Source organism: Aliirhizobium cellulosilyticum (assembly GCF_014198105.1).
In the GTDB taxonomy this organism is placed as follows: Bacteria; Pseudomonadota; Alphaproteobacteria; order Rhizobiales; family Rhizobiaceae; genus Neorhizobium; species Neorhizobium cellulosilyticum.
On the sequence record NZ_JACIGW010000010.1, the window covers coordinates 16,862 to 31,275 of the forward strand.

Here is a 14,414-nt window from a genome sequence, read left to right on the forward strand (position 1 = left end):
TCCGGTTCAATTCGTTCCTGAAATTATCATTCGTTTTGCGCTGCATGCTCTGCAGCCAATACGGGAGTCTACCCATGCAGAAGCAAGTCATCAAATTCGCCGGCGAGCCCGTCGGCATCGTGATCCCGGATGAAGACCGTTTGAAATTCATCGCGGTGAAGTTCCACGTCATCGACCTCGACGAACAGCGTTTCGATTCGGCTGACGACGTGCGCTTGGCGATCAGCAAACTGGTCGCATCGAGAAATTCGGCGCCGGTCGCACACGTATAAACCGTGCCCGGTCCTCAGATGCAGAAAAGCCGCCCTCGAGGCGGCTTTTGTTTTGGCGGTCTATCGATGAATTCCGGCTCAAAAGGCCGTAAACGTGATCGTCGTCAGCGACCGCTCGATGCCCGGAATGCAGGCGATCTTTTCGTTGACGAAACGGCCGATCTCGGCTTCGTCGCTGATATAGACTTTCAAGAGCAGATCCCACTCGCCGCTGGTGGAATAAAGCTCGGAGACGAGTTCCGTCTTGTAAATGGCGTCGGCAACCTCATAGGTCTTGCCGGGCTTGCAACGGAGCTGCACGAAGATTGGTTTCATGGGATCGCTTAGCCTTTATGGACTGACTGATGAAGCGGCTATCGACGCCGCGAAAATGCTGACCGACTATTGGCCGATGCTTGCCGCCGGTGCAAGCATATCAGAGCGGATCTCCCGAGCGATCCAGTCACGAAAAGCGGCGAGCGGCGGATAGCTCGCCCGATCCGGCATATAGGCGAGATAATATTGTCCCGTCGGCATCGGCTCCCCATCGGCGGCAAAAACCAGCTGCCCTTCCTGCAGCTCCCGCTCGATCAGGAAACGCGGCAAAAGCGCCGCCCCCAGCCCCGATCGTGCTGCCTCGACCATGGTGGTGAACTGGTCGAACAGCATGCCATGCACCGTATCGAACGGGACATTGTTTCGACCCAGCCACAGCTCCCAGGCATCCGGCCGCGTGCTTAGATGCAAAAGCGGTGCATGAAGCAGGTCTGCAGGCTCTGCCAACAGATATCGGTTTTTGAACTCGGGACTGCAGGCCGGCACCGTCTGTTCGTCCATCAGGAAACTCAGTGCTGCACCGGGCCAGCGCGCCTGCCCGAAATGGATCGCGGCATCGAGCGTGTCGAAGCGGAAATCGAACGGTTCCAGCCGAGTGATCAGGTTGACCACCATCCCGGGATGCTGGTCGAGGAATTTTCCGATCCGCGGGGTCAGCCATCGCGTGCCGAAAAACGGCAGGATGGCAAGGTTGAGCGTGCCGCCTGCCGGATTGGCCCTCAGATTGAGCGAGGCGTTAGAGATACGCCTGAGTGCTTCGCGAACTTCGCGCGCATAGGCATCTCCGGCAAGCGTCAGCCGGATCGTCTGCCTTTCACGCAGGAAAAGCGCGACGCCGAGCTGCTTTTCGAGCGCCGAGATCTGCCGGCTGACGGCGCTTTGCGTGAGGCCGAGTTCGTTGGCGGCGGCGGTGACGCTGCCGGTACGGGCGGCGGCTTCGAAGGCGGAAAGAAGCGAAAAGGACGGAAGGAAGCGTCTGGGCGGCAGCATGTCATTCCTCCAGTGAATGACCTGATGAATTTATGTCGATATTCACCGCGAAATCGCCTCTGTAAAGTCGTGCAAAACAAATAAAATTTGGGAACTTCTTGATGCTGAATGATCCGCGTTCGCACGGCCTCTGGGAGAGGACCGCGCCGCCTGCACCTGTGACGACACCCTTGAAGGAAAATATCACCGCCGACGTCGTGATTGTCGGCGGCGGCTATACCGGCCTGTCCGCAGCCCTTCATCTGGCCGAGCGCGGCACCAATGTCGTGCTTCTGGAGGCCGCCGAAATCGGCTTTGGCGGTGCCGGTCGCAATGTCGGCCTGATCAATGCCGGCATGTGGGTGATGCCTGACGATTTTCCGAAGGAACTCGGCGAGCATTATGGCGAGCGCGCACTCGAGCTTCTCGGTAATGGCCCTTACCTTGTTCGAGAGCTGATCGAAAAGCACGATATCGCCTGCGAACTCGAGACGAACGGCACGCTGCATTGCGCAGTCGGCGCGGAAGGCATGAAGGAACTGGAAGAGCGTGCTCGCCAATGGCAGAAACGCGGCGCGCCGCTGACCGTTCTTGACGCCGCAGAGACCGAACGCCGGATCGGCACCAAGGCCTATGCCGGATCGCTGCTCGATATGCGCGCCGGCACGCTGCAGCCGCTTGCCTATGCGCGCGGGCTGGCGCATGCCGCTATCAAGGCCGGCGCAAAGCTGCATACCGGCAGCCCGGTGATCTCGACCGGCGAGGTAGGCGGAAAACGGATCGTCAGCACAGCGCAGGGCGAGGTTTCTGCCGATTGGGTTATCGTTGCGACGGATGCCTATTCGACGGGGCCGTGGGCGCAAGTGAGGCGCGAACAGGTTCACCTCCCCTACTTCAACCTCGCGACCAAACCGCTTTCCGCCAATCTGCGCCGCTCTATCCTGCCCAATTGCGAAGGTTGCTGGGATACGAAGGAAGTGCTGTCATCATTCCGCATGGATCAGGCCGGCCGACTGGTGTTCGGTTCGGTCGGCGCATTGCGCGGCACCGGCACAGCGGTGCACAAGGCCTGGGCGCGCCGGTCGCTGAAACGGCTGTTCCCGCAGCTTGGCGAGGTGGAATTCGAGGCAGAATGGTATGGCAAGATCGGCATGACCGACAATGCGCTGCCGCGCTTCCACAGGTTCGGCACCAATGTCATCGGTTTCTCCGGTTACAATGGCCGCGGCATTTCGCCGGGTTCGACATTCGGCAAGGTTCTCGCCAACTACATTCTGGGCGATATCGCCGAAGCGGACCTGCCGCTGCCCCTAACCGAAGTGCAGGAAGCACGCTTTCGCCCGATGAAGGAAGCCTATTACGAGGCAGGCGCGCAGATCGCGCATTTTGCCACTGAACGGTTTTGAAACCTCCCTTGGTCGGCAGATGTTGCGAAAACGCCGCCGACTTGTAGATTGCCCTCCAAACAGACATCCGGAGACCGACATGACGCTCGCCAAACTCGACCTCGCCGCCGAAGTGGACAAGATCTTTGCCGATCTCGGCGTTGCTGCCGACAAGTACAAGGGTGGAACGCTTGCTGTTCGCTCGCCGATTTCAGGCACCGAGATCGGCCGACTGCCGGAAGTCACTGCCGCAGATGCCAAGAAGGCAATCGACGCGGCGCATGAAGCCTTCCTCGAATGGCGTCTTGTGCCGGCACCCAAGCGCGGCGAACTGATCCGCCTGCTCGGCGAGGAACTGCGCAGCGCCAAGGCGGCGCTCGGCCGTCTCGTTTCGATCGAGGTCGGCAAGGTAACCTCCGAAGGTCTCGGCGAAGTGCAGGAAATGATCGACATCTGCGATTTCGCGGTTGGTCTTTCCCGCCAGCTCTACGGACTGACGATCGCAACCGAACGGTCCGAACACCGGATGATGGAAACCTGGCATCCACTCGGCGTGATCGGCATCATTTCCGCCTTCAATTTCCCGGTCGCGGTCTGGTCGTGGAACTCGGCGCTCGCCATTGTTTGCGGCAATTCCACCGTCTGGAAGCCATCTGAAAAGACGCCGCTGACGGCGCTCGCCACCCAGGCGATCTTCGACAAGGCGCTGGCTCGCTATATCGCCAATGGAGGCTCGGCGCCGAAGAACCTTTCGACGCTTCTGATCGGTGGTCGTGACATTGGTGAAGCTCTGGTCGACCATGAAAAGGTGCCGCTCGTTTCCGCCACCGGCTCGACCCGCATGGGCCGCGAAGTCGGACCGAAGCTCGCTCAGCGTTTCGCCCGCTCGATCCTCGAACTCGGCGGCAACAATGCCGCGATCGTCACCCCGACGGCCGATCTCGATCTGACCCTGCGCGGTGTCGCTTTCGCCGCCATGGGCACCGCTGGCCAGCGCTGCACGACACTGCGCCGCCTCTTCGTGCATGACAGTGTCTATGATGCGCTCGTTCCGCGTCTCGCCAAAGCTTATCAGTCGGTCACCATCGGCTCGCCCCTCACAGAGGGCAATCTTGTTGGACCGCTGATCGACCGCCAAGCTTTCGACAAGATGCAGGCAGCGCTTCAGGCCTCGAAGGCAGCCGGCGGCAAGGTGGTCGGCGGCGAGCGTGTGCTGGATGCGGAGGCGACCGATGCCTATTACGTCCGCCCGGCAATCGTCGAGATGCCGCGCCAGACCGATACGGTGAAGGAAGAGACCTTCGCGCCGATCCTTTACGTGATGAAATATTCGACCTTCGATGAGGCGCTGGCGCTGCATAACGACGTGCCGCAGGGCCTGTCCTCATCGATCTTCACCAACGACATGCGCGAGGCAGAAACTTTCGTCTCCGCCCGTGGCTCGGATTGCGGCATCGCCAATGTCAATATCGGCCCCTCCGGTGCCGAGATCGGCGGCGCGTTCGGCGGCGAAAAGGAAACCGGTGGCGGCCGCGAATCCGGCTCGGACGCCTGGAGGGCCTATATGCGCCGCGCCACCAATACGCTGAACTACGGACGCACCCTGCCGCTGGCACAGGGCGTCAAGTTCGACATCGAATAAAGAGAATACCCGTGACGCTTCTCAACCTGCTCACCGATATAGAAGGCGTGGCCGTTGGCCATGCCACCGATCTCGTGCTTGGCTCAGGCGTCACGGCAATCATTTTCGACGAGCCGGCGATCGCCTCCGGCTCGGTTCTGGGCGGCGCGCCGGGCGGACGCGATACCGCCCTTCTCGACCCGTCGATGACGGTTCAGGCCGTCGATGCCTTCGTGCTGTCGGGCGGATCGGCATTCGGCCTCGATGCAGCCGGCGGCGTGCAGGCGGGACTGCGCCAGATCGGTCGCGGCCTTGAAGTCGGCACGACAAGAGTGCCGATTGTGCCGCAGGCCATCCTGATGGATCTGCTCAACGGCGGCAACAAGGACTGGGGCCTGCATTCACCCTATCGCGACATGGGCCATGATGCCTTTCAGACGGCACAAAGGGGCGCCTTTGCGCTTGGCACCGTGGGCGCTGGAACGGGTGCCACGACCGCCAATTTTAAGGGCGGCATCGGCTCGGCAAGCGCCGTCACCTCTTCCGGCCACCGGATTGCGGCGCTGTTGGCGGTCAACGCCATGGGATCGGCCACCGTCGGCGACGGCCCACATTTCTGGGCTTCTGCCTTCGAGAAGAATGGCGAATTCGGCGGCCTCGGCTTTCCGCAGCAGTTTACCGATGACGATACGGCTATGCGTATTAAGGGCGTAAAACTGAAGGCGACGACGATCGGGGTGGTCGTCACCGATGCGATGCTGACAAAAGCGCAGGCGCACCGCCTGTCGATCATGGCTCATGACGGGCTGGCGCGCGCCGTTCTGCCGGCACATCTGCCCGGCGATGGCGACACGATCTTTTCCGCCGCAACCGGCAGAAAACCTTTGGGTGATATGTCTGACTTCGCAGAACTCTGCCATCTGGCGACGGTGGTGACGGCACGCGCGGTGGCACGCGGTGTCTACGAGGCGACTTCTTTGCCAGTACCAAATGCGCAGGCCGCATGGCGGGATACATACAAATAACCAAAGGTTGCAATATATTTTAATTGCAACCAGGTGAAAATTACTTCACTCTTCTCTCACTGGAGATATCGACGGGAGACGCTGTCACGATGCGCCCGGTCTGCCAGATGGGGGACTTATGGATATCGCGGAAATCGGGAGCATCGACCTCGGTCAATTCGGCACCGCCATCTCGGCGGTTGCCGCTCTGGGAACGGCAGCATTCGGACTTGTGGATGTAACCAAGCCGTTTAACGGCGGCATTTCCAATGTCGGCTATCATTTTATCGAATCGGCATTTCAGCCGTTTGAAGCCGCTCTCAAGACGATTAATGCGGAAGAGCCTTATGCGGTCGTAAAGGCAAACTGGTTAAACGGAATGGACAAGGCCGAGCAGAAGGCGGCCGCCAGAAATCTGATAAGGCTGGGCTTCAATTCACAGACCGCCGCACCGATTGCCGGCTATGTGTTGCCGGGTGACGACGATCTTCTTGCCGCGATCGCCCGGAAGATAGAGATCGGCGAAACGCCAAACGAGGCGGAACTGGCCATTCTGGCCCGCTTCGACGCGATCATCGACGCACGGCTGAACGCAGCCTTCGAGCGCGCCGAACAGCAGTTCCGCAATACGTCACGCTTCGTCGCCGCTGCAATTGCAATCATGCTGGCTGAGGTGGGCATGGCGGTGGTCACCGAGGATTTCGGGTCTTCGCATTTCATTCTGGCCTTCCTGATCGGGCTCGTCGCCGTTCCTGTCGCTCCGATAGCCAAGGATCTGTCCTCGGCCATTTCCAAAGCCGCATGGGCGTTCAAGGCAGTAAGAGGATAGGGTTTCGCCGTGACGCTATTCCTCAATTTCAGGGTTTCACCAATTGGCGGCGCCATCGCAATGACGCCGGCAATGCAAAAGATTGATACGGACTTTGCCTTGTCTCCGGTAAGACCGGATATATTCAGGCAGCAGACAGCCGACCGTGATGTCCTTTTCGCCGTTCACGGCTACAATAACAGACAGAGCGATGGCGTGCATGCGCTCTCCCGGCTCGAGACACTTCTCAACCTGCCGCCCTCTGCTGTTTTCATCGGCATCTTATGGCCGGGTGATTCCCATGCGAGCTTCATCAGCTACCCGGTGGAGAAGCCGACGGCGAACCTTACCGGCCAGAAACTGGCGGCCTTCTGCAACCTTGAACTGCGGCAGGCGGCAAGCTTTTCCTTCGCTAGCCACAGCCTTGGTGCTCGGGTCGTTCTGGAGACGATCAGGCGGCTGAACCGCAAAACGCGATCCGCCTGCCTGATGGCAGCAGCCATAGAGCGGACCTGCCTGGAAAAGGAGTATGTCGATGCCTTCGAGAAGACCGGACATATCTATGTTCTGGCGTCGGAGAAGGATTTTGTGCTTCGCTTGGCTTTTCCATTCGGCAACTTCTTTGGGCATGTTCTCGACCCGACCAGCAATCCGCTTTCCGCTGCGCTCGGTTTCAGCGGGCCGCCTAGGGCGATCGGCAATACCGTAAAACCCTGGCAGATCGACAATAGGCTGGACTACGAGCACGGCGAGTACCTACCGCCTTCAGGCGCCGAACCACCATTTCCGGATCAGAAGGGCACATGGATGGAACCCGCTAACTTCGTCCGTCGTGCCTTCAACCTCGAGCGACAGACATGGCCGGCATAGGATCCGCCTAAACGAAGGATGCCAGCGCCTCTTCCAGTCGATGCCAGCCTTCTTCGCCCGGCAGGCCGATCCTGAGATCGTCCGGACGCTCATCGAAGCGACGGGTGATGATGCCGTGGGTGGCAAGATGCCGGTAAAGTGCCTGGGCGCGTGGATCCCGGATCAACCGGAACAGCGATGTGCCTCCATGCATGGAAATGCCGGCAGTCGTGAGCAGCGTCTCTAGGCGAGCCGTTTCGTCTTCCAGCCGTCGGCGCATCATCACCTGCCACCAGCCATCGGCCAGTGCCTCGCTTGCCACATGGAGTGCCGGACCGGATATCGCCCAGGGACCGAGCCTGTATTCAATCCGTCGCACCACATCGGGATGCGAGATCGCAAAACCGAGCCTGAGGCCGGCCATGCCGTAGAATTTTCCGAATGAACGCAAGACCAGAAGGCCACCGCTTTCGACCATTTCCGCAACGCTTTTGGCCTCCGACACGTCCGAAAAGGCTTCATCGACGACAAGCATTCCGCCTTTGGCCCTCATGGTGTCGGCAAGCGACAGGAGATCCGCCCTCGGCACGACGCGACCGGTCGGATTGTTGGGGTTGACGATGACCGCAAGATCGGCCGCTGCGAGCTGATTGATGTCATCGGTTTCGGTGACCTCGAATCCGGCCAGTTTTGCTGCGCGGGCATGTTCGGCATAGGTGGGAGACAGAATTGCTGCCTTGCGCCCATCGATCAGCGAGGCGACGATCGGCAGCAGGATCTGCGTGCCTGGCCCTGCCGCGACATGGGCCGCGGACAGCGCGCCATAGGTTTTAGCTGCGATCGCTTTCAACTCAACGAGCAATGCCGGTTCCGGCAGCCGTGCAAAAACATTGCTAGGAATTGCTGAATGCGGATAGGAATGCGGATTGATACCAGTCGAAAGATCGATCCATGGTTCCGGCGCCTGAGGAAACAGCGCACGTGCCCTGGCTAGATTGCCGCCGTGCTGGATCGGATCGCCAACGACATCTTTATCCTTTGGGTTTGCCACAGCAATGTTCCTTCTCGCATTCCTCGCGCTGATCGTGGAGCGCTTTACCGGCTACCCGGATTGGCTGTTCAGGCTGATCGGCCATCCCGTCACGTGGATCGGCCGGCTGATATCGCAACTCGACACCCGATGGAACCGCGAGGCGGATGACTTCGCCACGCGAAAACGCATGGGGATCCGGGCACTCGCCGTTCTGATGGCGATTGTCATTCTTGTCTCTGCGGTCCTGCAGGATGTGCTGCTTGTTATCCCGTTGGGTCCGATCCTGCTCATTCTTGTCGCTGCGAGCCTCCCGGCCCAGAAGAGCCTCGAGCGGCATGTGCGCGATGTCGCTTCCTCGCTTAAGCACCATGGCTTGCCGGCGGGACGGGCGGCCGTCTCCAGAATTGTCGGCCGCGATGTCGAACAATTGGACGAAGCGGCAGTTTGCCGGGCGGCGATCGAAAGCCTCGCCGAGAATTTTTCCGATGGCGTGGTCGCGCCGGCCTTCTGGATGGGGATCGGCGGCCTGCCTGCCGGTGCGGCATACAAGGCAGCCAATACCGCCGACAGCATGATCGGCCACCGCTCGCCGCGCCACGAAGCTTTCGGCTGGGCGGCCGCCCGTTTCGACGACCTCGTCAACCTGCCTGCCTCGCGCCTTACGGCAGCGCTTTTCGTGGTTGCCGCGCTTTTTGTTCGCGAGGCCTCGCCAAGCAATGCCATCAGGGCGATCCGCCGGGATGCCAAAAATCATCGTTCGCCGAATGCCGGTTGGCCTGAAGCCGCGATGGCGGGAGCGCTCGGCATAGCACTTGCGGGACCCCGCAGTTATGGCGGCGAGATGATCGAGGCGAGTTATATGGGCGAAGGCGGCCGCAGCGAACTGGTCTATGAGGATATCTACGAGGCGCTGAAGATCGCCCGCATTGCCGACATGCTGCTGATCGGCCTTTTCGGCGTCTTGGCGGTCCTCATGTGGCAAGTCTGAGCAACCCGCTGAGATCGAGATGCCGTTCCATATGGGCGGCGAGACGATCGAGAATGGCATCGACATTCGCCTCGTAATCGAGGCCTGAAGACGAACCGCCAAGACGGGTGAGCCAGGCTGACCGCTGCCTGTCGTCGGAAAACAACCCGTGGACGTAAGTGCCGACGACCCGGCCATCCGCGGAGGATGCCCCTTCCGCTTGACCACCGATCGTCGAGAACGGCCGGGCACAATCCGCGCCGGCTGTGCGGCCGATATGCATTTCGTAGCCGGCGAAGGAAATACCATCGAAACTAGAGCCCGAAACTGCTTCAAGCCGCTTGGCGCCGGAAAGAACGGTTTCGACATTGAGCAGGCCGAGTCCATCGACTGAGCCGGGTGGACCTTCAGTCCCTTCCGGATCGGAAAGCCGTTTGCCGAGCATCTGATAACCGCCGCACAAACCGAGCACCCGCCCGCCGCGGCGATGATGGGCGGCGATATCTACATCGAACCCGGCTTGGCGCAGCGCCGCAAGATCCGAGATCGTAGCCTTGGAGCCGACCAGCAGCACGAGATCGCAATCACCGGGAATGGCTTCGCCGCGACGGACGCGGATCAGTTCCACATCCTGCTCGGCTTCCAGCGGGTCGAGATCATCGAAATTGGAAATATGCGGCAGGATCGGCACCGCGATTCGAATTTTCGCTCCCGGCTTGCGGGCAAAGTACTGGGAAAGGCCCAGCGCATCTTCGGCCGGCAAAAGTGCCGCATCGGCAAAATGCGGCAGGAGCCCGATCGATTGCCAGCTCGTGAATCGGGCAATCAGATCCATGCCTACGGCAAACAGCGCCGGATCGCCACGAAACCGGTTGACGATGAAACCGCGGATCATCGCCGCATCATCGGCATCGATGACCAGCTTGGTGCCGGCAATACTGGCGATGACGCCGCCGCGATCGATATCGCCGATCAGCACGACCGGCACATCGGCCGCGCGGGCAAAACCCATATTGGCGATATCGTTCTGGCGCAGGTTGATTTCCGAAGCGCTGCCGGCTCCCTCGACCAGAACCAGATCGGCCTTGGCGCGCAGGATCTCGAAGCTTTCGAGCACGCGCGAAAGCAGTCGCGGCTTCAGATGCTGATATTCGGATGCCTTGGCATTACCCTCGACACGCCCCTGCACCACGACCTGGGAGCCGATCTCGCTCTGCGGTTTCAGAAGCACCGGGTTCATATGCACGCTGAGCGGCATGCCGGCCGCGCGCGCCTGCAGCGCCTGCGCCCGGCCGATCTCGCCGCCATCGGCGGTGACGGCCGCATTGTTCGACATGTTCTGCGGCTTGAACGGCGCGACGCTCAGGCCACGCAGCGTAAAGGCGCGGGCAAGGCCGGCCACGACCAGCGACTTGCCCACGTCGGAGCCCGTTCCCTGGAACATCAGCGAGCGAGCGACCATGATCTAGAACTCGATGCCGGCCTGGGCTTTGACACCCGCCTTGAAGTGATGCTTGACCAGAGACATCTCTGTCACCAGATCGGCCGCCTCTATCAAGGCCGGTTTCGCGTTGCGGCCGGTGACGACAACATGCAGGTCAGGGCGTCTGGCCTGGAAGGCGGCGACGACCTTTTCCAGATCAAGATAGTCGTAGCGAAGTGCGATATTGAGTTCATCGAGGATGACCAGCCCGATCGTCTCGTCCGCCATCAGCTCGAGTGCCTTCTCCCAGGCCTTGTTCGCGGCCGCGATGTCGCGTTTGAGGTCCTGGGTTTCCCAGGTGAACCCCTCGCCCATCGTATGCCAGACGACGCGATCGCCGAACACGGCAAGCGCCGGCTGTTCGCCGGTCGACCATGCGCCCTTGATGAACTGCACGATACCGACACGACGGTTGTTGCCGAGCATGCGTAGCGCAAGCCCGAAGGCCGCCGTCGACTTGCCCTTGCCGGGACCGGTATGGACGATGAGAAGACCCTTTTCCAGGGTCTTCTCGGCGACTTCTGCATCCTGAACCGCCTTGCGGTTCGCCATCTTGGCGCGATGACGCTCCTCGGCGGTTTCATCGATATTTTTCAACGCGCTGCAAGCTCCCTTTCGGTTACCGGAGAAACTTGTTCTCCGCTGCGGAACTTCTGCCTTAGCACAGCAGCGGCAACACCGAGAACCGCCCAGAAGATCAGATTTGTGGCATAAACGGCGTTGACGAACCGGCCATGGAGTTCAACAGGCACCGCCGTTTCATGGCTTGGCGGAAGCGGCGCGCCAACCAGATGCGGCGCAACGAGAAGCACGATCGCCAGAGCCGCCAGCAAGGCGGAACGGGTATAGGCAAGAAGACCGAGGCCGGCAGCGGTGCAGATAGCGGTCGAGACCCACCAGAGCTGACGCGGACCGAGTTCGGCGGCAGGCATGCCCGGAAGTTCCGGTGGCAGGCCGAGACCCGGCGCAAGGCTGACGGTGAGGAAGCCGGCAATGCCGAACATCAAACCACCTCGCCAGCCGCCAAAGCCGCCGAGCGCTTCGGCAAGTGCGATCGCGACGAGCGCAAAACCGATGGCGGCGAGCACATCGGCCGAAGCGGTATAGATGAAACGCTCGAAACCATCGGCAGGCGCCCAGGCTTCTTCGTCATAATGGTGATCGGCGGCAGCTGGTTGGGCCGCACCGATGGCAGGCGCTGCGTCATGCGAATGGCTGTGTCCGGCCTCTTCGCCGCCGGCATTTTCAAAAGTTTCCGCCTGCAGGATCAGCGGCACGGTGGAAAAACTCTGCATCACGGTCATCAGCAGGCCGGACAATAACCCGGCGACCACCGCCGCGAGGACGATGTTACGAAACAACGACATTTTGAAATTCCTCTTAGTGGCAGGGGAAGGCCAGCGAATGGCGCGTATCGTGAGCGGCGTTATGTACGACTTCCAGATGCGAGAAGCCGACGAAACCGACCATGAACAGGCCAAGAAGGGCCGACATGCTAAGAGGAATGATTTTTGATGCGGAAACGCTGGCTGCGGCTGCAGCAGAATTCGTAACCATGGACTTCGTCTTTCTGCCCTCCACCCGAGGGCTGTTACCATTGCCGAATGTCTCTGGCAGGTCTCCTGGCTCGCGGATCGGGCGCCTTCACCCGCCTTCCCAGTTCAATCCGTAAAGGGATTGCTCCAGTGGCTTGACGACCGGATGGCCGTTTTGGGCAAAGGCTTTCCGCTTACAGTTGCGGGGGCAGCCGCGGGTTTGACGAAAGATCGTCGCACCGCATTCCCTTGAGTAACCCTTCCGGGCACCAAAGACAGATCCACTATAGTCAATTCGGTTCTATCGGCAATCGCCTTTGCGACATTGACAGTTTGACCGCGGAACGCTTACTTGAGCGCCACGACGGTCCTTTGCCGGCAACGGCAGGGGCTAAGAGAGAATGCGGTGCGGACCGATAAAACGGTCCAATGCCGCGGCTGCCCCCGCAACTGTGTGCGGCGAGCCATCACGCCAGAGACGCCACTGGAGAGGTCCGGCCATGGACCCTTCTGGGAAGGCAGGCGGATGGTGACGACCCGCGAGCCAGGAGACCTGCCGTTTGAAAATCATGCTTTTCCGGGCGGGGTGCTCCGGCAAAGGCTTCAATCATCGCTGCAGGATGGCTTGGCTTTCCTGTTCCGCACCCCGACTTGAGTAACCCGGCGGTAGTGCGGCCTGATGACAGATGATGCGCGAAAAGACGAAACCGGAACGACCGTTGGCGGCAATGCCGGCAACGTCGACGTGACGATCTTCGTCTGCACCAATTGCCGCGAGGCGACGGACAGCGAGGCCCGCCCCGGTATCGACCTGATCGAAGCGCTGAAACTGGCAGCTAAGGGCAAGCCGCTTACCGTCAAGCCGGTCACCTGCCTTGCCAATTGCGATAAGAGCCCGAGTGCGGCCTTCAACCACCGTTCCGGCTGGTCCTATGTCTTTGGCCACCTCTCCACCGAAGATGCCGACGACATCGTCACCGGCGCGATGATGCTGGCCGAAGACGAGCGCGGTTTCCTGCCCCTTCGCGGCCGCCCGATGTGCCTTCGTGGAAAAGGCATGACGGCCCGTATCCCACCCTTTCATCACCACGAGGACATGCCTTCATGAGCGAAAACTTCGCCCCTAAGTTCGATAAGGTTCCCTGCACCGTCGTTACCGGCTTTCTCGGCGCCGGCAAGACCACGCTGATCCGCAACCTGATCGAAAAGCTGGACGGCAAGCGGCTGGCGATCATCGTCAACGAATTCGGCGATGTCGGCATCGATGGCGAGGTGCTGAAAGGCTGCGGCATCGAGAGCTGCCCGGACGACAACATCATCGAACTGGCCAATGGCTGTATCTGCTGCACGGTGGCAGACGATTTCGTGCCGGCGATCGACCAGATTCTCGCCCGCGAGCCGCGCGTTGACCATATCCTGATCGAGACTTCCGGTCTTGCTCTGCCGAAGCCGCTCGTACAGGCGTTTCAGTGGCCGGCCGTGAAGGCGCGTGTGACAGTAGATGCCGTGATTGCGGTCGTTGATGGTGTAGCACTGGCCGAAGGCCGCGTTGCCGATGACCACGATGCGCTCGAAGCCCAGCGCCAGACCGACAGCTCGATCGATCATGACGATCCGGTCGAAGAAGTGTTCGAGGACCAGGTCGCCTGTGCCGACATGATCGTGCTGACCAAGACCGACCTTCTCGATCAGGCTTCGCTTGCAGCCGCCAAGGGCCGAGTTCAGGCGCATCTGCCGCGTGCCGTGAGAATCGTACCAGCTGCAAATGGTGCGGTTGATCCCAGCGTTCTGATCGGCCTTGGCCTTGCCGTCGAGGACGATATCGAGAACCGCAAGACCCATCATGACGACGAACTCGACCACGACCACGACGATTTCGACAGTTTCGTTATCGATCTGGCCTCGGTAACCGACCCCGAAGCGCTGGCTGCCCGTATTTCGGCGACCGCGGAAGCGGAAAACGTGCTGCGCATAAAGGGCTTTGTCGACGTCGCGAACAAGCCGATGCGCCTGCAGGTTCAAGCGGTAGGATCGCGCGTGAACCACTATTTCGACCGCGCCTGGGCACCTGGCGAAAACCGCCAGAGCCGCCTCGTCGTGATCGGCGAAAAAGGCATCGACCGCGCCGCGATCGAAAAAATGCTGGCGGCATAAGAGCCACCGGCCGAGGAAA

Annotated in this window: 16 protein-coding genes and 2 riboswitches; of the genes, 9 read left to right on the plus strand and 7 right to left on the minus strand. The window is 60.6% G+C overall.

Features of this window, described 5'->3' with window-relative positions; genetic code table 11:
- Positions 1 to 74: 74 nt before the first annotated feature.
- Positions 75 to 272 carry a hypothetical protein gene (locus GGE33_RS24755; protein ID WP_148143694.1) on the plus strand — a complete coding sequence of 66 codons (198 nt, stop codon included), beginning with the start codon at positions 75 to 77 and terminating at the stop codon, positions 270 to 272.
- 78 nt (positions 273 to 350) lie between these two features.
- On the opposite strand, the gene GGE33_RS24760 is transcribed toward GGE33_RS24755, so the two are convergent.
- Together GGE33_RS24760 and GGE33_RS24765 are read right to left on the minus strand one after the other, a co-directional pair.
- On the minus strand, positions 351 to 587 hold the full coding sequence (locus GGE33_RS24760; protein WP_112506623.1) for an Lrp/AsnC ligand binding domain-containing protein: 237 nt from the start codon (positions 585 to 587) through the stop codon (positions 351 to 353).
- 66 nt (positions 588 to 653) lie between these two features.
- Positions 654 to 1,577: a LysR family transcriptional regulator gene (locus GGE33_RS24765; protein ID WP_183829420.1), complete on the minus strand. Its 924-nt coding sequence runs from the start codon at positions 1,575 to 1,577 to the stop codon at positions 654 to 656.
- A gap of 101 nt (positions 1,578 to 1,678) precedes the next feature.
- On the opposite strand from GGE33_RS24765, the gene GGE33_RS24770 reads away from it, so the two are divergent.
- From GGE33_RS24770 to GGE33_RS24790, 5 genes are all read left to right on the plus strand, one after another.
- Positions 1,679 to 2,962, plus strand: a complete 1,284-nt coding sequence (locus tag GGE33_RS24770) for an NAD(P)/FAD-dependent oxidoreductase (RefSeq protein WP_183829423.1) — start codon at positions 1,679 to 1,681, stop codon at positions 2,960 to 2,962.
- A 79-nt stretch (positions 2,963 to 3,041) separates the two neighbouring features.
- Positions 3,042 to 4,583 carry an L-piperidine-6-carboxylate dehydrogenase gene (gene amaB / locus GGE33_RS24775; protein WP_183829426.1) on the plus strand — a complete coding sequence of 514 codons (1,542 nt, stop codon included), beginning with the start codon at positions 3,042 to 3,044 and terminating at the stop codon, positions 4,581 to 4,583.
- Between the two features lie 11 nt (positions 4,584 to 4,594).
- Positions 4,595 to 5,587, plus strand: a complete 993-nt coding sequence (locus GGE33_RS24780) for a P1 family peptidase (protein WP_394353692.1) — start codon at positions 4,595 to 4,597, stop codon at positions 5,585 to 5,587.
- Positions 5,588 to 5,705: 118 nt separating this feature from the next.
- Positions 5,706 to 6,395 (plus strand): hypothetical protein, encoded by a 690-nt coding sequence (locus GGE33_RS24785; RefSeq protein ID WP_183829428.1) that lies wholly within the window; start codon positions 5,706 to 5,708, stop codon positions 6,393 to 6,395.
- A gap of 72 nt (positions 6,396 to 6,467) precedes the next feature.
- Positions 6,468 to 7,244: an alpha/beta hydrolase gene (locus GGE33_RS24790; RefSeq protein ID WP_183829431.1), complete on the plus strand. Its 777-nt coding sequence runs from the start codon at positions 6,468 to 6,470 to the stop codon at positions 7,242 to 7,244.
- A gap of 7 nt (positions 7,245 to 7,251) precedes the next feature.
- Here GGE33_RS24790 and cobD read toward each other — a convergent pair whose 3' ends face one another.
- Positions 7,252 to 8,274: a threonine-phosphate decarboxylase CobD gene (gene cobD, locus GGE33_RS24795; protein WP_343062668.1), complete on the minus strand. Its 1,023-nt coding sequence runs from the start codon at positions 8,272 to 8,274 to the stop codon at positions 7,252 to 7,254.
- A 4-nt stretch (positions 8,275 to 8,278) separates the two neighbouring features.
- Here cobD and cbiB point away from each other — a divergent pair, with 4 nt between their 5' ends.
- On the plus strand, positions 8,279 to 9,244 hold the full coding sequence (cbiB, locus tag GGE33_RS24800) for an adenosylcobinamide-phosphate synthase CbiB (protein ID WP_183829434.1): 966 nt from the start codon (positions 8,279 to 8,281) through the stop codon (positions 9,242 to 9,244).
- Here the strand turns inward: cbiB and GGE33_RS24805 are convergent.
- Genes GGE33_RS24805 through GGE33_RS24820 form a run of 4 tightly spaced genes read right to left on the minus strand, consistent with a single transcriptional unit; the run spans position 9,228 to position 12,263 of the window.
- The gene (locus GGE33_RS24805; protein WP_183829437.1) at positions 9,228 to 10,685 is read right to left on the minus strand and encodes a cobyric acid synthase; all 1,458 of its coding nucleotides are present in this window, start codon (positions 10,683 to 10,685) and stop codon (positions 9,228 to 9,230) included. The genes cbiB and GGE33_RS24805 overlap by 17 nt on opposite strands.
- A 3-nt stretch (positions 10,686 to 10,688) precedes the next feature.
- A complete protein-coding gene (gene cobO / locus GGE33_RS24810) occupies positions 10,689 to 11,303 on the minus strand; it encodes a cob(I)yrinic acid a,c-diamide adenosyltransferase (RefSeq protein WP_183829440.1) in 615 nt (204 codons plus the stop codon).
- On the minus strand, positions 11,300 to 12,073 hold the full coding sequence (locus tag GGE33_RS24815; RefSeq protein ID WP_183829443.1) for a CbtA family protein: 774 nt from the start codon (positions 12,071 to 12,073) through the stop codon (positions 11,300 to 11,302). The genes cobO and GGE33_RS24815 overlap by 4 nt, the downstream gene beginning before the upstream one ends.
- Before the next feature lie 13 nt (positions 12,074 to 12,086).
- The gene (locus GGE33_RS24820; protein ID WP_183829446.1) at positions 12,087 to 12,263 is read right to left on the minus strand and encodes a CbtB domain-containing protein; all 177 of its coding nucleotides are present in this window, start codon (positions 12,261 to 12,263) and stop codon (positions 12,087 to 12,089) included.
- A 38-nt stretch (positions 12,264 to 12,301) separates the two neighbouring features.
- A riboswitch (cobalamin riboswitch) is annotated at positions 12,302 to 12,530 on the minus strand.
- Between the two features lie 59 nt (positions 12,531 to 12,589).
- Positions 12,590 to 12,816: riboswitch (cobalamin riboswitch) on the plus strand.
- 104 nt (positions 12,817 to 12,920) lie between these two features.
- On the opposite strand from GGE33_RS24820, the gene GGE33_RS24825 reads away from it, so the two are divergent.
- Together GGE33_RS24825 and cobW are read left to right on the plus strand one after the other, a co-directional pair.
- Positions 12,921 to 13,349 (plus strand): DUF1636 family protein, encoded by a 429-nt coding sequence (locus tag GGE33_RS24825; RefSeq protein WP_183829451.1) that lies wholly within the window; start codon positions 12,921 to 12,923, stop codon positions 13,347 to 13,349.
- Positions 13,346 to 14,395 (plus strand): cobalamin biosynthesis protein CobW, encoded by a 1,050-nt coding sequence (gene cobW, locus GGE33_RS24830; RefSeq protein WP_183829454.1) that lies wholly within the window; start codon positions 13,346 to 13,348, stop codon positions 14,393 to 14,395. Before GGE33_RS24825 ends, cobW begins: the two co-directional genes overlap by 4 nt.
- Positions 14,396 to 14,414 lie beyond the last annotated feature (19 nt).

Coding starts and splice junctions, on each gene's coding strand:
- GGE33_RS24755 (WP_148143694.1), top strand. CDS start 75: ATGCAGAAGCAAGTCATCAAATTCGCCGGCGAGCCCGTCGGCATCGTG.
- GGE33_RS24760 (WP_112506623.1), bottom strand. CDS start 587: ATGAAACCAATCTTCGTGCAGCTCCGTTGCAAGCCCGGCAAGACCTAT.
- GGE33_RS24765 (WP_183829420.1), bottom strand. CDS start 1,577: ATGCTGCCGCCCAGACGCTTCCTTCCGTCCTTTTCGCTTCTTTCCGCC.
- GGE33_RS24770 (WP_183829423.1), top strand. CDS start 1,679: ATGCTGAATGATCCGCGTTCGCACGGCCTCTGGGAGAGGACCGCGCCG.
- amaB (WP_183829426.1), top strand. CDS start 3,042: ATGACGCTCGCCAAACTCGACCTCGCCGCCGAAGTGGACAAGATCTTT.
- GGE33_RS24785 (WP_183829428.1), top strand. CDS start 5,706: ATGGATATCGCGGAAATCGGGAGCATCGACCTCGGTCAATTCGGCACC.
- GGE33_RS24790 (WP_183829431.1), top strand. CDS start 6,468: ATGCAAAAGATTGATACGGACTTTGCCTTGTCTCCGGTAAGACCGGAT.
- cbiB (WP_183829434.1), top strand. CDS start 8,279: ATGTTCCTTCTCGCATTCCTCGCGCTGATCGTGGAGCGCTTTACCGGC.
- GGE33_RS24805 (WP_183829437.1), bottom strand. CDS start 10,685: ATGGTCGCTCGCTCGCTGATGTTCCAGGGAACGGGCTCCGACGTGGGC.
- GGE33_RS24815 (WP_183829443.1), bottom strand. CDS start 12,073: ATGTCGTTGTTTCGTAACATCGTCCTCGCGGCGGTGGTCGCCGGGTTA.
- GGE33_RS24820 (WP_183829446.1), bottom strand. CDS start 12,263: ATGGTTACGAATTCTGCTGCAGCCGCAGCCAGCGTTTCCGCATCAAAA.
- GGE33_RS24825 (WP_183829451.1), top strand. CDS start 12,921: ATGACAGATGATGCGCGAAAAGACGAAACCGGAACGACCGTTGGCGGC.
- cobW (WP_183829454.1), top strand. CDS start 13,346: ATGAGCGAAAACTTCGCCCCTAAGTTCGATAAGGTTCCCTGCACCGTC.